Source organism: Nocardia sp. NPDC003482, from assembly GCF_053588115.1.
Map to the genome: position 1 here is coordinate 352,729 of NZ_JBSFPI010000002.1, position 16,414 is coordinate 369,142.

16 protein-coding genes and 1 tRNA gene are annotated in these 16,414 nt (G+C 67.6%); 11 read left to right on the forward strand and 6 right to left on the reverse strand.

Translation table 11 applies throughout. The features are described 5' to 3' along the window. Positions 1–2: 2 nt before the first annotated feature. Positions 3–944, reverse strand: coding sequence for a prephenate dehydrogenase (locus ACWDSJ_RS04775; protein ID WP_450029244.1), 942 nt, complete (start codon positions 942–944; stop codon positions 3–5). Between the two features lie 58 nt (positions 945–1,002). Between ACWDSJ_RS04775 and ACWDSJ_RS04780 the strand changes: the two genes are divergently transcribed. From ACWDSJ_RS04780 to ACWDSJ_RS04805, 6 genes are all read left to right on the forward strand, one after another. After that, a complete protein-coding gene (locus tag ACWDSJ_RS04780; protein WP_387358805.1) occupies positions 1,003–1,539 on the forward strand; it encodes a tRNA adenosine deaminase-associated protein in 537 nt (178 codons plus the stop codon). 4 nt (positions 1,540–1,543) lie between these two features. Then, positions 1,544–1,999 (forward strand): nucleoside deaminase, encoded by a 456-nt coding sequence (locus ACWDSJ_RS04785; RefSeq protein ID WP_450029245.1) that lies wholly within the window; start codon positions 1,544–1,546, stop codon positions 1,997–1,999. A gap of 46 nt (positions 2,000–2,045) precedes the next feature. Further along, positions 2,046–2,136: transfer RNA gene (locus tag ACWDSJ_RS04790), tRNA-Ser, on the forward strand. A 349-nt stretch (positions 2,137–2,485) separates the two neighbouring features. After that, positions 2,486–2,671 (forward strand): hypothetical protein, encoded by a 186-nt coding sequence (locus ACWDSJ_RS04795; RefSeq protein WP_450029246.1) that lies wholly within the window; start codon positions 2,486–2,488, stop codon positions 2,669–2,671. Positions 2,672–2,875: 204 nt separating this feature from the next. Further along, complete coding sequence (locus tag ACWDSJ_RS04800) at positions 2,876–3,349, forward strand: hypothetical protein (RefSeq protein WP_450029247.1); 474 nt, start codon at positions 2,876–2,878, stop codon at positions 3,347–3,349. Positions 3,350–3,451: 102 nt separating this feature from the next. Beyond that, positions 3,452–3,868, forward strand: coding sequence for a hypothetical protein (locus ACWDSJ_RS04805; protein ID WP_450029248.1), 417 nt, complete (start codon positions 3,452–3,454; stop codon positions 3,866–3,868). 152 nt (positions 3,869–4,020) lie between these two features. Here the strand turns inward: ACWDSJ_RS04805 and ACWDSJ_RS04810 are convergent, their stop codons facing one another. The 3 genes from ACWDSJ_RS04810 to ACWDSJ_RS04820 all read right to left on the reverse strand — a co-directional run bounded on the left by ACWDSJ_RS04810 (position 4,021) and on the right by ACWDSJ_RS04820 (position 4,986). Beyond that, complete coding sequence (locus ACWDSJ_RS04810) at positions 4,021–4,287, reverse strand: DUF6968 family protein (protein WP_450029249.1); 267 nt, start codon at positions 4,285–4,287, stop codon at positions 4,021–4,023. Beyond that, positions 4,284–4,592 (reverse strand): DUF6968 family protein, encoded by a 309-nt coding sequence (locus tag ACWDSJ_RS04815; RefSeq protein WP_450029250.1) that lies wholly within the window; start codon positions 4,590–4,592, stop codon positions 4,284–4,286. Before ACWDSJ_RS04815 ends, ACWDSJ_RS04810 begins: the two co-directional genes overlap by 4 nt. A 205-nt stretch (positions 4,593–4,797) precedes the next feature. Beyond that, on the reverse strand, positions 4,798–4,986 hold the full coding sequence (locus tag ACWDSJ_RS04820) for a DUF6374 family protein (RefSeq protein WP_387358813.1): 189 nt from the start codon (positions 4,984–4,986) through the stop codon (positions 4,798–4,800). A 109-nt stretch (positions 4,987–5,095) separates the two neighbouring features. On the opposite strand from ACWDSJ_RS04820, the gene ACWDSJ_RS04825 reads away from it, so the two are divergent. Continuing rightward, positions 5,096–6,028 carry an LLM class F420-dependent oxidoreductase gene (locus ACWDSJ_RS04825; RefSeq protein WP_450029251.1) on the forward strand — a complete coding sequence of 311 codons (933 nt, stop codon included), beginning with the start codon at positions 5,096–5,098 and terminating at the stop codon, positions 6,026–6,028. Between the two features lie 16 nt (positions 6,029–6,044). On the opposite strand, the gene ACWDSJ_RS04830 is transcribed toward ACWDSJ_RS04825, so the two are convergent. After that, on the reverse strand, positions 6,045–8,345 hold the full coding sequence (locus ACWDSJ_RS04830; RefSeq protein ID WP_450029252.1) for an MMPL family transporter: 2,301 nt from the start codon (positions 8,343–8,345) through the stop codon (positions 6,045–6,047). A 356-nt stretch (positions 8,346–8,701) separates the two neighbouring features. Next, positions 8,702–11,059, reverse strand: a complete 2,358-nt coding sequence (locus ACWDSJ_RS04835) for an MMPL family transporter (RefSeq protein ID WP_387358819.1) — start codon at positions 11,057–11,059, stop codon at positions 8,702–8,704. 203 nt (positions 11,060–11,262) lie between these two features. Between ACWDSJ_RS04835 and ACWDSJ_RS04840 the strand changes: the two genes are divergently transcribed. The 4 genes from ACWDSJ_RS04840 to ACWDSJ_RS04855 all read left to right on the forward strand — a co-directional run bounded on the left by ACWDSJ_RS04840 (position 11,263) and on the right by ACWDSJ_RS04855 (position 16,075). Further along, the gene (locus tag ACWDSJ_RS04840; RefSeq protein WP_450029253.1) at positions 11,263–11,880 is read left to right on the forward strand and encodes a TetR/AcrR family transcriptional regulator; all 618 of its coding nucleotides are present in this window, start codon (positions 11,263–11,265) and stop codon (positions 11,878–11,880) included. Further along, entirely contained in the window at positions 11,864–12,337 is a 474-nt protein-coding gene (locus tag ACWDSJ_RS04845) for an RrF2 family transcriptional regulator (protein ID WP_387358823.1), read from the forward strand. The genes ACWDSJ_RS04840 and ACWDSJ_RS04845 overlap by 17 nt, the downstream gene beginning before the upstream one ends. A 64-nt stretch (positions 12,338–12,401) precedes the next feature. Further along, on the forward strand, positions 12,402–14,138 hold the full coding sequence (locus ACWDSJ_RS04850; protein WP_387358825.1) for an ABC transporter ATP-binding protein: 1,737 nt from the start codon (positions 12,402–12,404) through the stop codon (positions 14,136–14,138). Beyond that, positions 14,135–16,075 carry an ABC transporter ATP-binding protein gene (locus ACWDSJ_RS04855; RefSeq protein WP_450029254.1) on the forward strand — a complete coding sequence of 647 codons (1,941 nt, stop codon included), beginning with the start codon at positions 14,135–14,137 and terminating at the stop codon, positions 16,073–16,075. Before ACWDSJ_RS04850 ends, ACWDSJ_RS04855 begins: the two co-directional genes overlap by 4 nt. Positions 16,076–16,414 lie beyond the last annotated feature (339 nt).

The window sequence follows — 16,414 nt, forward strand, 5'->3', positions numbered from 1 at the left end:
GCTCAGTCGAGTTCGCGGAGGACCCCGCCGCGTTGCCCGGCCGCGCGCAGCCGCTCCAGCCAATCCTGGTCGCCGGGGCGGACATCCGTGATGTCCCAGCGGTCGAGCGTGTCGTAGCGATCGCGTTCGCTGTACCCGGCGTCGATCAGTTCGCCGAGGGTGCCGTCCGCGGCGAGGCGGTCCCGGGCGTCGGTGAGCAGGCGCAGGACGTCGTCGAGGGCGTCGAGCAGCGCGGTCGCGTTGGGTTCGCAGATGGCACGGACCAGATCGGGAGCGGTGGCGGCCACCCGGGTTCCGTCCCGGAAGGACCCCGCCGCCAAGCCGAGGGCCAGATCACCGCCGCCCGCGCCCGCGACCGACAGCGCCTCGGCCAGGACGTGCGGCAGATGCGAGACGCGGGCCACCGCGCGGTCGTGATCGTCGGCGGTCACCGGGACGACGACCGAACCGCAGTCCAGGGCGAGCCGGACCACCCGCGTCCACGGCTCCGCGCGCGTGCCCGGATCCACGCCGACCGCCCAGGCCGCGCTCCGGAACAACTCGGAAGACGATGCGGCCCAACCGGATTCGGCCGTACCCGCCATCGGATGCCCGCCCACGTAGCGGACGTCGAGCTCGTGTTCGCGCACGGTCGCGGCGACCGGGGCCTTCACGCTGATCACATCGGTCAGCGGGCACTCGGGCGCGAACTCCTTGATATCGGTCAGGATCGCGGCCAGCGCGGGCATCGGCACGCCGATCACGAGCAGTGCGTCGGCCGCGGCCGCCCGCCGCAGCACGGCCCCGATATCGCCGTCGACGTCGAAACCGTCGGCGCGCGCGGCGTTCACACCGGTTTCCGACCGGTTGTACCCCCACGCGTCGTAACCTGCCGCGGTGGCCGCCCGCAGCACCGATCCGCCGATCAAGCCCGTCCCCAGCACGCACACCGCAGACTTTTTCACCGCACCAGATTCGCATACGACTTCAACATTTCCGCTGAAGCCGACTACCGTTGCGGCCATGGCACAGCGCTCGAGCACCAACAGGGCGGCGTCGGACGAATACGACGACGTGGAAGGGTTCGCCGTGGCGGTCGTCCGAGAGGAAAGCAAGTGGCGCGTCAGCCCACTGAGCCCAGCCGCTCTGACGAATCTGTCGGCGGCCGAGGACGAACTGCGCGCGCTGCGCAGCACCGGGGCGGTGTTCGGATTGCTGGATGTCGACGACGAATTCTTCATCGTCCTGCGCCCGGCCCCGACCGGTAGCAGGCTGCTGCTCTCCGACGCGACCGCGGCGATCGACTACGACATCGCCGCCGAGGTCCTCGAGGCGCTGAACATCGAGATCCCCGACATCGACCCGGACGAACTCGACGACATCGAGCCCTGGGAGGAGGGCGACCTCGCGGTGCTCGCCGACCTCGGCCTCCCCGAGCCGGTGCTCAGCGTCATCCTCACCGAGACCGACCTGTACCCCGACGAGCAGCTCGGCATGATCGCCCAGCGCCTCGGCTTCGCCAACGAGTTCGCCGCGGTCCTGGACAAACTCCCGCGCTGACCCGGTGCTCTCCGACGAGGACCTGATCCGCGCCGCCCTGTCCGCGGCCGCGACCGCCGACCCCCGCGACGTCCCCGTGGGCGCCGTGGTCGTCGACGCCACCGGCCGCGAACTCGCCCGCGCCGCCAACGCCCGCGAGGCCACCGGCGACCCCACCGCCCACGCCGAAATCCTCGCCCTGCGCGCCGCCGCCGCGGCCCACGGCGACGGCTGGCGCCTGGAAGGCTGCACCCTCGCCGTAACCCTCGAGCCCTGCACCATGTGCGCGGGCGCCCTGGTCCTCGCCCGCATCGACCGCCTGATCTTCGGCGCCTGGGAACCCAAAACAGGCGCAGTAGGCTCCCTCTGGGACGTAGTCCGAGACCGCCGCCTCACCCACCGCCCCCAAGTCCGAGGCGGCATCCTGGAACCCACCTGCGCCGCCACCCTCCAATCCTTCTTCCACCCCCACCGCCCCTGACCCCTCGATTTCGAGTTCCCCGGGTAGTTCCGGTAAAGTCACCCGCGGTGGCGTGTCCGAGCGGCCTAAGGAGCACGCCTCGAAAGCGTGTGTGGGGTAACCCCCCACCGAGGGTTCAAATCCCTCCGCCACCGCCAGGAGCTCCCCACCTGCACATGCAGGTGGGGAGCTTTTTCGCAGGGCCCGAGACCTCGGCGACCGGCCGGAGTCACGGCGGCGATCGGCACTCGTTCGAGGCGGAAGTGACGCATTGGGCCCTGCCGTCTTTCGAACTCGCCCCCTTCGATCCCGTTGTGCCCGAGCGACACGCGCATCAAGACGAGGTTCGGCGCAGGTATAGGGGGACGAAGAAGAATTTGCTGGTGACAGCGACCTTGTCGGTGCTCGCTGATAGACCTGTAGTGCCTCATCCGCCTACGTCGAGAGCGAGAGGTGTGCATAATGGGAGCAGATGGCCGAGGAGACAGCGGGGAGGGCGCTACACACATGACCATCAAGATCGAGTACTCGACGCGCGACGAGCTTCGTCGCCGTCGTGAAGAGATTCTGCAACGCATCGGCATGAGCCGAAGCGAATTAGCTAAAATAGCGGATAATTATGCGCTTACTCCTGAAGAGTTGGCGGCCTGGGATGAAGTCCGCTCGGTCGAATTCCTGCTCGAGGATGCGTGAGTCATCGATCTGGAGGAACGAGCCAAGGGGTTTGCTCTCGATGTTTCCACGCGAGCTCTGCTCTGTCTCGAAGGGCAGCCGAATTCCGATGAGTTGACAGTCCAAGCCTCCCCCAATGGCGGCAGATATACTTTCAGCTACCAGCAAAGTATTCATGCGGTGGCCCGAGGCCCGGCGATAGGCCAGATGAGGTTACGCTTCGAGTTGACCCTCGATCGTGCGCAGCGCCACTTGGCGGTGCACAAGTCGACGTTCCAGTTACTGGATGAACGCGGTAAGAAGCCGATTCTACGTATCGAGTACGTTCGGGACGCACACAGCGTCCCTTGCTCGCATGTGCACGTTCATGCCGAAAGCGGCCTGTTCACATATCTTTTGGCGCAGACAGGCCATCCCGCCCCCGCAGCTGTCCAATCAATCCATGTCCCGACCGGCGGCGACCGTTTTCGCCCGTGCGTCGAAGATTTCATCGAATTCTTGATTCGTGAGTGTCGTCTGGCGGGACGTGACGACTGGGAGAGTGAAGTGGCCGCAGGACGGGAAGAGTGGCGAAAGATGCAGACGGCCGCCGCCGTTCGTGATCGTCCAGAGGTCGCGATCGCCGAATTGCGGAAGTTGGGTCTGACTGTCCTCGGCGCGCCCGCGCCGGATCGGCCACCCGCTCGCGATCGGTATTGAATTCGGAAGCGCTGGGCCTCGTCGCATCATTGGCTGTGGTAGTTCGCAAACGATTGATCAAATCGTCGGTAACACCGCGGCGGCGGGTGCGATCATCTGGGCGTGAAGTATATCGGCTGGGGGTTGCTGTTCCTGCTCGCGTGGCCCGTGTTCGTGATTGTGTGGCTTGTGGCGCCGGATACCCGGCCGCGGGTGGTGCAGCGGATCGTCGAGTTTGCCAAGGCTCATCCGAAAGGGTGCGCGTGGGGTGGGCTGGTGTTCGGCGTGCTCGCGTTCACCGGCGGTATCGCGGATGGCGTGAGCCCGGATCCTGCGGAGCCGTCCGGTAATCCGATTGGTGGGATCATTGTGTCCCTGGCGATCATTACAGGGTGCTCGTTCCTACTGCTGCGGTGGCGGTGGCGTGAGCGCCAGGCGCGCGACGCCGAGATTGCTGCCCGGGCGGACGCGCAGCATCAGGCGTATCTCGCTGGGGACGACTTCGGCGTCTACGGCACCAGGGACATGCCGCAGCTGTAGCCGGCCCGACCAGTGGAAAGGTGAGCCGATGCTCCGCACCGAGTTCACGACGACCCGGCCACACCCGAGCCGTGAAGTTCCGTCGTGACGGCTCCGGGGTGATGGGCGACAAGGGCCGCACTGGCCCGTAATGCATTTGGCCCGCTGCCGAGCTACGCCCCCGCGCCACCCTGGTCCTGCGGCCAGTCTCGCGGAATGCCAAGTATGGCGCTGACGCTGTGGATAGCCGACATCAGCGCGTGGACGTCATCGATCCCCTCGGCATACGCGTCGGCACGATCACCGATTCGATAGGGGCACAGGTGGATTGGTGGCCGTTCCGGGTCGGCGCGTGGGCGGCCGAGGGTGACGTCGACCGGACCCGAGGGGGTGGTTACGGTCCTGGTGCCCAGTGGTGGCCCGAACTCGCGAGCGTTCATCGCTCGTCCGGCGCTCTGCCCGGGCGCCGCGTGGGGAATCCGAGGTCGGAGCGGCCGAAGACGGTGTAGTGCGCGCCTCGGGCGTTGGCGCGCGCCAGGTCCTCACCGATACCGACCAATGCGGCGTAGACCGCGGCGAGCCCGTCGTGTCCGCGCACCACCTGGGTGTCGAAGCCGTCGATGCGGTAGGCGCACCGCCAGCCACCGGTTCCCGCGTCCGGGCGGGGGTCGGTGACCTCGATGCGCACTTCACGATCTCCGTCCTGGACGGTGCGTGTGACGACCACATCGGGCTCGTCGTTCAAGACAACCTCCTGCGACTCGAATTCGGTTGCGGGACAGCATCTATGTGAGCAACCTCGAAGACCGGCACCCACCCCCACCCCGCTCGGAAAGTGGGGCAGGACTGTCCACGGGGTGAGGGCGGGCCGGTCCTCATATCGAGCCTCCGATCCACTCGAACGCTGGGCAGGGGCGGTCGTCGGTGGTCGGGGCTCGACGAATGGGGGGTCAGGCGACCTCGGAGCCTCGGTGGGCGGTGAGTTCCGAGAAGACGTACAGGCCGTGGGCGACCTTGCCCGACAGGATGTTCAGTTGTTCGGCGTCGAGGGGAGAGCTGGTGGCTGCGGCGGTGGCGAGGTTGTCGCGGACCTCTTCGAGCCACAATTGCGCTAGGTGGATGTGGCGATCGGGGGGCATGGGGTCGACAGTACCGTAGTTCGAACATCAGTTCGAGAGATCGGGACTGGCGGGTTTCGGTCGCGGTCCGTCGCCGGATGGAACTATTGCGCGACTAACGTTGATGGGCGTGGAACTACGGATCTTCACCGAACCCCAGCAGGGCGCGAGCTACGAGGACCTCCTCCGGGTCGCCAAGGCCACCGAGGACGCGGGTTTCGACGCGTTCTTCCGATCGGACCACTATCTGAAGATGGGTGGCGTCTCCGGCCTGCCGGGGCCGACCGACGCCTGGATCACGCTGGCGGGCCTGGCCCGGGAGACCTCCCGCATCCGCCTGGGCACGCTGGTCACGGCCGCCACCTTCCGGCATCCGTCGGTGCTCGCCATCTCGGTGGCGCAGGTGGACCAGATGTCCGGCGGCAGAATCGATTTCGGCTTCGGCGCGGGCTGGTTCGCCGACGAGCACAGCGCCTACGGCATCCCGCTGCCGGAGGTGAGGGAGCGGTTCGACCGGTACGCCGAACAGCTCGAGATCATCACCGGCCTGTGGGAGACGCCGGAGGGTGAGACCTTCTCCTACCGGGGCGAGCACTACACCCTCATCGATTCCCCCGCGCTGCCCAAACCCGCGCAGCGCCCGCGCCCGCCGGTGATCATCGGCGGCGGCGGCAAGAAGCGCACCCCGGCCCTGGCCGCCCGCTTCGCCCAGGAGTTCAACCTCCCGTTCGTCGACTCCGCAACCGCCGCAACACAATTCGAGCGCGTGGCGCGGGCCGCCCGCGAGATCGATCGCGACCCCGGCGAGATCATCCGTTCCGCCGCCCAGGTCCTGTGCGTGGGCCGCGACGACGCCGAGGTCGCCCGCCGCGCCGCCGCCATCGGCCGCGAGGTCGAGGAACTGAAACGCAACGGCCTCGCGGGAACGCCCGGCGAGGTGGTCGACAAGATCTCCCGCTATCGGGAGGCGACCGACATCACCCGCCTCTACCTCCAGGTCCTCGACCTGTCCGACCTCGACCACCTGGAGCTGGTGGCCGCCGAGGTCGCACCGAAGCTGTAGCGCGGAGCGGGAAACCTCAACGCACCGAGACGGTTTCCCGCTCTCCCTCCCCGCGCAACTCCCGCAGCCGCGCCCCCTCCACATCGATATCGGGCACAATCGCGCTGAGCCACTTGGGAATCCACCAGGCCGTCCGTCCCATCAGCACCAGCAGCGACGGAATCAGCACCATCCGCACCAGGAACGCGTCGAACAACACGCCCGCCGCCAGCGCGAAGCCCATCGACTTGGCCGTGACGTCGGACTCCAGCAGGAACGACCCGAACACCGAGATCATGATGATCGCCGCCGAGGTCACCACCCGCGCCCCGTGGTGATACCCCCGGATCATCGCGTCCTTCGGCGACTTGCCGTGCACGAACTCCTCCCGCATGCGCGTCACCAGGAACACCTGATAGTCCATCGCGAGCCCGAACACCAAGCCGATCAACATGATCGGCAGGAAGCTCACGATCGGCCGCGGCTCCGAGATCAGCCCGAACGCGCCCTCCTGGAAGATCAGCACGGTCGCCCCGAACGTCGCCGCCATCGACAACAGGAACCCCAGCGCCGCGGTCAACGGCACCAGCACCGAGCGGAACACCGCGATCAGCAACAGGAACGCCGCGCCCGCCACGATCGCCAGATAGGGCACGATCTTGCTCAACAACGCGTGGTCGATATCCGCGTAGATCGCCGTGAGACCCGTGATCCCGTAGCTCATCCCGTACTGCGACCGTAGTCCGGCCTCGGCGTCGCGCGCGTGGCGCACCAGATCCTTGGTGGCCTGATCGTTGGGCCCGGTCTTGGGGACGGCCGTCAGCAGCGCGCCCTCGCCGTCCTGGCTGAACTGCGGTTCGGTCACGTAGTCCATGCCGTCGTAGCCGACGAGCTTGTCCCGCAAGGCGTTCACCGCCGCCTGCCGCCGGTCCGCCGGGACCTGATCGAGTTCGGCGACCACCTGCAACTTGCCGTTGAACCCCTCCCCGAAGCCCGCGGTCTGTAGATCGTAGGCCTTGCGGATAGTCGTCGACTTCGGCTGACTGTCCTCCCCGGGCAGGCCCAGTTGCAGATGCAGCGCGGGCGCGGCGAGCAATCCGAGCACCACGATGCTCAGCACCAGCGTCACCGCCGGGGCGCGCCCGATCACCCGCGCCACCCGCACACCGTTGGTGACGACCGAATCGTCCTCCGGATCGTGCTGGGCGATCACCGGCAATTTCGGTGTGAACAGCCACTTTCCGAACGCCCCGAGCAGCGCGGGCATCAAGGTGATCGCCGTCAGCACCGCGAACGCGGCCGCCACCGCGCCGCCCAGACCCATGAACGTCAGGAAGCGAATGTTCACGATGGCCAGCCCGACCAACGCGATGATCACCGTCGCCCCCGCGAACACCACCGCCGAACCGGCCGTCCCCAGCGCGGTGCCCGCGGCCTCCTCGCCCGAGGCGAGCACGGCCCGTTCGTGCCGGTACCGCGACACGATGAACAGCGCGTAGTCGATCGACAGCGCGATCCCGATCATGGACGCCAGGAACGTCGTGAAGCTCGGCACCGACAGGAACGAGGTGCCCAGGAAGATCACCGAGGTGGCCGCGCCGAGCCCGACCAGCGCGGTGACGATGGGCACGAACGCCGCCACGATCGCGCCGAACGCCACGATCATCACCACCAGCGCGACCGCCATGCCGATCAGCTCGGCCTTACCGCTGGGCTGGTCCTGCTTCATCGCGATCGTGCCGCTCACCTCGACGGTGAGCCCGGCGCGGCGGGCGTCGTCGGCGACGTCGTAGGCCGCGGTGCGGTCGGCGTCGGTGACGTCGGTGATCTCGGCGATGGTGAACGGAACACTAAGTACCGCAACCGAATCCGGATCGGTCTTGTTCAGCACGTTCAACGGCGCGCTGCTGCATTTGGAGACGAAGGCGCTGGTGGTCCGGTCGCCGGTGAGGCAGCCCAGCTGTTCGCTCGCGGCCACCGGGTCGACCAGCGGCTTGGCGTGATCGACGATCCCCAGTCCGCCGAGCTTGCCGACCAGCCCCTGGATCGCGGCGTGGTTCTCCGGATCGGTGAGCTTCTGCCCGGCGGGGGCGGCGATCACGTATGTGCCGGTGACCGCGCCGAATTCGAGTGACTGGGACATGCCCGGGAAGTGCCGGTCCAGGATCTCGGTGGCCCGCTCCGACGGCAGGTTCGGGATCGTGAAGTCGTTGGTCATCGGCTTCTGCAGCCGGTTTCCGAGCGTGGCCAGGATCAGGAACAGCAGGATCCAGACCGGCAGCACGATCCATTTCCGGCGGTAGGCGAACTTTCCCCACCGATACAGATACACCGACACGAGCGTCTCCTAGCGGTCGCGGGGTCGTGCTCGGAGAACAACACGTTCGAGTGTGCTGGGAATTCGCTACAAGATCAAGCAAATCGGGCCCTGCCGAAGAGCGTGGCAGGGCCTGAGGGTGGGAGAGAGTGTGGCAGGGCCTGAGGGTGGGAGAGAGCGTGGCAGCGCTCGATAGGGAAGTGAGCGTGGCAGGGGCCAAGGGGAAGGCAGGGCGGGAGGGCCGATGGGGAAGAGAGGGCGGTAGGGGCCCGATAGGGAAGAGGGGGCGACAGGGCCCGAAGGTGGAGGAGGCGTGGCAGGGCCGATGGGGAAGGGGGCCCGGGATCACATTCCCCAGGCCCCCGCGTCGCCCGAACTCAGCCCACCGACACCGGCTCCCGCTTGGAGTCCGCGTCGCGGGCGTGTTGCTGCAACTCGCGCAGCTTGCTGCCCTCGACGTCGATATCGGGCAGGATCCGGTCCAGCCACTTCGGCATCCACCACGCCCACTTGCCCAGCAGCACCAGCAGGGACGGGATCAGCACCATGCGGACGACGAAGGCGTCCAGCAGCACGCCCGCGGCGAGGGCGAAGCCCATCGACTTGGCGGTCACATCGGATTCCAGGATGAACCCGCCGAACACCGAGATCATGATGATCGCGGCCGAGGTGACCACGCGGGCGCCGTGGTGGTACCCGCTGACCACCGCGTCCTTGGGTGAGCGGCCGTGCTTGTACTCCTCGCGCATGCGGGTCACCAGGAACACCTGGTAGTCCATCGCCAGCCCGAACACCAGGCCGATCAGGATGATCGGCAGGAAGCTCACCAGCGGATGCGGATCGCTGATCAGGCCGAGCTTGCCCTCCTGGAAGATCAGCACGGTCGCGCCGAACGTCGCGGCCATCGACAGCAGGAAGCCGAGCGCGGCCGTGAGCGGCACCAGGATCGAGCGGAACACGAGCACCAGCAGCACGAACGCGGCCGCCGCGACGATCGCCATGTACGGCACGATCTTGCTGAGCAGCGCGTGCGACACGTCGGCGTAGATGGCCGTGGTGCCGGTGATGCCGTACTCCATGCCGTAGCGAGACTTGAAGTCCCCCTCGGCCTTTCGCGCGTTCTCCACCAGATCCTGGGTCGCGGCCTCGTTCGGACCGGTCTTCGGGACCGCGTTGAGCTGCGCGCCCGTACTGGCGGCGTAGTCGTTGGCCTTGGTCTGCGGATCGATCTTGTTGGTCTTCGCGGCGGTGACGTAGTCCATGCCGTCGTAGGAGGCCAGCCTCTCGCGCAGCGCGTCGACGGCCGACTGCCGTTCGGCGGCGGGCACATTCGACAGATCCGCGACCACCGTGAGGACGCCGTTGCTGCCCTCGCCGAACCCGGCGGTGCGCAGGTCGTACGCCTTGCGGATGGTCGAGGTCTTGGGCTGGCTGTCCTCCCCGGGCAGGCCCAGGCTCAGGCCCGCGGCGGGCGCGGCCAGCGCGCCGAGCAGCACGATGCTCAGCAGCAGCGTCACCGCGGGATAGCGCCCTATGAGGCGGCCGAAGCGCATCCCGTTGGTGACCGACTTCGGATCCTCCGGATCGTGCTTGGCGACCAGCGGCAGCTTCGGCTTGAACAGGTATTTGCCGAAGGCGCCCATCAGCGCGGGCAGCAGCGTCAGCGCCACCACGATGGCGAACGCCGCCGCGATCGCGCCGCCCAGCCCCATGAAGGTGAGGAAGCGGACATTCACGATGGCCAGCCCGCACAGCGCGATGATCACGGTCGCGCCCGCGAACACCACCGCCGAACCCGCCGTGCCGATCGCGACACCGGCCGCCTCCTCCGGCGAATCCTGAACGGCCAGTTCGTGTTTGTACCGCGAGACGATGAACAGCGCGTAGTCGATGGACAGCGCGATGCCGATCATCGACGCCAGGATCGTGGTGAAGCTCGGGATGTCGACCGCCGCGGTGCCCATCATGATCAGCGCCGAGGCCGCGCCCACGCCGACGATGCCGGTGAGGATCGGCACGAAGGCCGCGATGATCGCGCCGAAGGCCACCATCATCACGATGAACGCGACCGCGTAACCGATCATCTCGGCCTTACCGCTGGGCTGCATCTGCTTCTGCGCGATGGTGCCGCTCATCTCGACGGTGAGCCCGGCGTCGCGGGCGCTGTTCGCGACCGCGGTCGCCTCGTCGCGCTGCGCGTCGGTGACGTCGGTGAACTTGGCGATGGTGAACGGCACCTGCACGAAGGCCACGGTGTCGGGTTCGGCGCTGCCCTTGCCCAGCACGTTCAGCGGCGCGAGGCTGCACTTGGCGGGAAAGCCCGGGTCGGTGCGATCGGCGCCGAGACAGCCCATCGCCTCGGCCGCGGCGACCGGGCTGAGGATCTGGCCCTTGCTGTGATCGACGATGTCGAGGGCGTTGAGCTTCTGCACGAAGCCCTCGATCGCGGCCTTGTTCGCCGGATCGGTCAGCTTCTGGCCCGCGGGCGCGCCGATCACGTAGGTGCCGGTGACGGCGTCGAACTTGAAAGCCGCCGAGGCGCCCGGGAATTGGGCGTCGAGGATATCGGTCGCGCGTTGCGACGGCAGGTCCGGCAGATTGAAGTTGTCGCTCGTCGGCTTCTTCAGGCCGACGCCGACCGCGCCCAGCAACAGGAAGACGAGCAGCCAGACTGGTAGCACTATCCATTTCCGGCGGAACGCGAATCTGCCCCACCGGTAGAGGTATACGGACACGAGAAATCTCCTAGCCATCGCTGGGACATGCGCTGAATTCGAGCGTCGGAGACAGCACTTCACGGCCGCCCTGCACGCGGTCCGTCTCCAAAACGCTTTCTGCCTACCGTGCGGTAGGTAGACTACCGAGCGATAAGCGGAGGAACAACCTCGGTTCCGGGGGCGTCGCCCGCCCCGAACCCGGGTGATGAGAGGATCGGCCGATGAGTGTCCGAAGTGCTTCCGGAGCCGTTGTCGCAGGTGGAGGGACCAAGGACGCGATCAGAGACGCTGCGGTGCGGCTGTTTTCGAGCAAGGGATTCGAACAGACGAGCCTGCGCGAGGTCGCGGATGCGGTGGGAATCACAAAAGCCTCCCTCTACTATCACTACGCCTCGAAACTGGATCTGCTGCTCGCCATCATCGAGCCCGTTTTCGACGAGCTGAAGGAGGTCGTGGACGAGGCCGAGCCGATCGACCACACCCCGAATGCCGTGCGCGCGGTGCTCAGCCGGCAATTGCGCACGCTGTTGCGGCATCGGACCGCGGGCGCGATGTGCGTGCGCGACACCGTCGCGATCATCAACGCGATCGGCAACCGCTATCCGGACATGATCGATCTGCATCGGCGACTGGCCCGCTGGCTGGCCGGACCCGATCCGTCGGAGGAGGCGCAATTGCGGGCGGCCGCGGCGCTGGAGGTGCTGGGCACCGCGCTGTGGTCGAGGGATCTGGTGCCCGTCGCCGGTGACGAGCTGATCGAGCGCGTGCTGCTGGATTCCGCGCTCGGTGTGCTGGGCGCCGGCAACGCGGTCGGGAGCGGCTGTGCACATCTCGGCTAGGGTCGATTACGCGGTCCGGATCCTGCTGGAAATCGCTCGCGCGCAACCGGATTCGGTCAAGGCCGACGCGATCGCCACGGCCCAGTCCATCCCGCCCAAGATCCTCGAGTCCGCCGCCGCCGAACTGCGCCGCGCCGGACTGGTCACCAGCCGCCGCGGCCCCGACGGGGGCTACCGGCTGGCCCGGCCCGCCGCCGCCATCAGCGTGGCCGACGTGATCCGGGCCGTGGAGGGTCCGCTCGCCTCGGTGCGCGGGCAGCGGCCCGAGGACGTGCGTTACGCGGGCGCGGCCGAATCGCTGCAACCGGTGTGGATCGCGTTGCGGGTCAACATCCGCGCGGTGCTCGAGCGGGTGTCGATCGCCGACATCGCCTGGGACAAACTGCCGGACTTCGTCGCCGAGCTGACCAGCGATCCGGGCGCGTGGGCGCGGCGACCCCTGCCGGAGGGACCATGACACCCGACGACCCGGAGGAAATGAGGGCGACGCCGGTCACATCGAGACGGTAGCCTGCACGCATATGATGATCGGACTGCTGCGGCGCTTCCTCGCCCCCTATCGCACCCAGTTGCTGGGTGTCGTTGTGCTGCAACTCATCTCCGTCATCGCGATGCTGTATCTGCCCAGTCTCAACGCCGACATCATCGACAACGGCGTGACCAAGGGCGATATCGGCTACATCTGGTCCACCGGCGGCTGGATGCTGCTGGTCTCGGGCGTGCAGATCCTGGCCTCGTCGGTGTCGGTGTACTTCGGCGCGCTGGCGGCCATGGGCGCGGGCCGGGACATGCGCGCGGCGCTGCTGCACCGGGTGGGCACGTTCTCCGCGCGCGAGGTCGGCATCTTCGGCGCGCCCTCGCTGATCACGCGCAACACCAACGATGTCCAGCAGGTGCAGCTGCTCGTGGTGATGAGCGTGACCATTCTGGTGATGGCCCCGATCATGTGCGTCGGCGGCATCGTCATGGCGGTCCGGCAGGACGCCGGGCTGTCGTGGATCCTGCTGGTCGCGGTGCCGCTGCTGGCGCTGACCATGGCGTTGATCATCTCCCGCATGGTGCCCGGCTTCCGGCGCGTGCAGGAGCGCATCGATGCGGTGAATCGGGTGCTGCGCGAACAGATCACCGGCATCCGGGTGGTCCGGGCGTTCGTGCGGGAGCGGCTCGAGGCGTGGCGCTTCGGCGTCGCCAACTCCGAACTCACCGACGCGTCGCTGTACGTCGGGCGGCTGACCGCGCTGATGTTCCCGGCGGTCATGCTGATCAGCAATCTGACCACGGTCGCGGTGATCTGGTTCGGCGGGCACGCCATCGACGACGGGGCGATGCAGATCGGTTCGCTGACCGCGCTGCTGTCCTACATCATGCAGATCCTCATGGCCGTCATGATGGCCTCGTTCCTGGCCATGCTCGCCCCGCGCGCGGCCGTGTCGGCCGAGCGGATCGGCGAGGTGCTGGCCACCGAGACCTCGGTCGGCCCACCGCCGTTGCCGCGGTCGTTCACCGCCGATCCGGGCACGGTGGACGTCGCCTTCGCGGAGTTCAAGTTCCCGGGCGCGGAGAAACCCGTATTGCGCGGCATCCGCTTCCGCGCCGAACCGGGCACCACCACCGCGATCGTCGGCTCGACCGGATCGGGCAAGACCACGCTGATCAATCTGATCCCGCGGCTGATCGACGTCACCGACGGCGCGGTGTACGTCGGCGGCACCGACGTCCGCCATCTCGATCTGGATCTGCTGCGCTCGCAGATCGGCCTGGTGCCGCAGAAGGCGTACCTGTTCTCCGGCACGGTGGCCTCCAATCTGCGCTACGGCGATCCGGACGCCACCGACGCGGAGCTGTGGCGCTGCCTCGAGATCGCCCAGGCCGCCGATTTCGTCCGCGATATGCCGAAGGGGCTGGAAACCGAAGTGGCGCAAGGGGGTACGACGGTGTCGGGCGGGCAGCGTCAGCGGCTCGCGATCGCGCGGGCGCTGGTGCGCAAGCCCAAGATCTACCTGTTCGACGACTGTTTCTCCGCGCTCGACGTGGCCACCGACGCGCGGGTGCGCGACGCGCTGCGACCCGAGGTCGAGCAGGCCGCGGTGATCACGGTGGCGCAACGGGTTTCGACCATCCGCGAGGCGGATCAGATCGTGGTGCTCGAGGACGGGGAGATGGTCGGCCTGGGCACGCACGACCAGCTGCTGCGCGACTGCGCGGAGTATCGCGAGATCGTGGAATCGCAGTTCAGTCCCGAGGAGGCGGCTCGATGAGGCCGGGGATGCCGCCGGGCGCGCCCGACGCGAAGGCCAAGTCGTTCGGCCCGTCGCTGAAGCGGCTGCTGGCCCGGCTCGCGCCCGAAAAGGCTTATCTGGTGGCCATTTTCGTGCTGGCCACCACCTCGGTGGTGCTGACCGTGCTCGGGCCGCAGATCCTGGGCAAGGCGACCAACATCATCTTCGACGGCGTGGTCGGCAAGCAGTTGCCCGCCGGGCTGTCCAAGGAGCAGGCGATCGCCGCGCTGCGCGCGCAGGGACAGGACCGGCTGGCCGACATGCTCGGCGGGATGCACGTGATTCCCGGTGTGGGCGTGGACTTCTCGGCCGTGGGCCGGGTGCTGGTGCTGGTGCTCGTGCTGTATCTGGCGTCGGCGCTGTTCGGGTGGTTGCAGGCGTATCTGCTGATCTCGGTGATCAACCGGGCGATGAAGCGACTGCGCGCCGAGATCGAGGAGAAGATCCATCGGCTGCCGCTGCGCTACTTCGACTCGACCCCGCGCGGCGATGTGCTGTCGCGGGTGACCAACGACGTCGACAATGTCGCGCAGAGCATGCAGCAGACGCTGAGCCAGCTGGTCGTCTCGGTGCTGACCGTGATCGGCATTCTCGCCATGATGTTCTGGATCTCGTGGCTGTTGGCGATCATCGCGCTGCTGACGGTTCCGGTGGTGGTCGTCGTGACCGCGCAGATCGCCAAGCGTTCCAAACCGCACTTCGTGAACCAGTGGCGCTACACCGGTCTGGTGAACGCGCAGGTCGAGGAGGCGTACACCGGGCACGAGGTGGTCACCGCGTTCGGGCGCAACCGGGAGGTGGGCCAGGAGTTCGATCGGCGCAACGGGCGGCTCTACGAGTCGAGTTTCAAGGCGCAGTTCATCTCCGGACTGATCATGCCGGTGATCATGTTCGTGGGGAATCTGAACTACGTGCTGATCGCCGTCGTCGGCGGGTTGCGGGTGGCGTCGGGAAGTCTGTCGCTGGGTGAGGTGCAGGCGTTCATCCAGTACTCGCGGCAGTTCACCCAGCCGCTCACCCAGATCGGGTCGATGATCAACCTGCTGCAATCCGGGGTGGCCTCGGCCGAGCGGATCTTCGAGATCCTCGACGCCGAGGAGCAGGTGCCCGATCCCGAGGTGGAGGATCAGCGGCCGGTGGATCGGGGCCGGGTCGAATTCGACGCGGTGTCGTTCCGCTACGAGCCCGACAAGCCGGTGATCGAGGATCTGTCGCTGGTCGCCGAGCCGGGGCACGTGGTCGCGATCGTCGGCCCCACCGGCGCGGGCAAGACCACGCTGGTGAATCTGCTGGAACGGTTCTACGAGCTCGACTCCGGGACCATCAGCATCGACGGCGTGGACATCACCCGCATGACCCGGGATCGGCTGCGCTCCCGCATCGGCATGGTCCTCCAGGACACGTGGCTGTTCAGCGGGACCATCCGGGAGAACATCGCCTACGGCAACCCCAGCGCCACCGAGGAGGAGATCGTCGCCGCGGCCCGCGCCGCCTACGTCGACCGCTTCGTGCACGCCCTCCCGCACGGCTACGACACCGTCATCGACGAGGAGGGCGCGGGCGTCAGCGCGGGCGAGAAGCAGCTCATCACCATCGCCCGCGCCTTCCTCGCCAAGCCCACCATCCTCATCCTCGACGAGGCCACCAGCTCGGTCGACACCCGCACCGAACTCCTCGTCCAACAGGCCATGGCCGCCCTCCGCCGCGACCGCACCAGCTTCGTCATCGCCCACCGCCTCTCCACCATCCGCGACGCCGACCTCATAGTCGTCATGGACTCCGGCCACATAGTGGAAACCGGCACCCACACCCAACTCCTAACCCACCGCGGCCCCTACCACCGCCTCTACAACGCCCAATTCGTAGGCGCCGCAGTAGACCAGGACCTGGTAGACGAAAGCCCCGTCGACGCCTGACACCCCTCCCGCCCTCCACATGCCCGGCTCCGGCCTTCGTCTCCCGGCGCCAGCGCGTGTCCCCGGCCTCGGCTCTCGTGTCCCCGGCCCCGGCCCCGGCCCTTGTGTCCCCGGTCTCGGCCCTCGTCTCCTCGGCCTTGGCCCTTACGTCCCGGCCCCGTCCCCTCGTGTCCCGGCCCCGCCTTCTCAGGTTCCTGGCTCCCCGCCCCTCATGTCCCCTTGGCTGCCGCCTTCTCGGGTTCCTGACTCCCGCCCCCTCAGCCCCTCTGGCTGGCCGTCTCCTCAATCTCCCTCGCTACCGTTTCTTCATCTCCCTCGCTGCCGTTTCCTCAGGTTCCT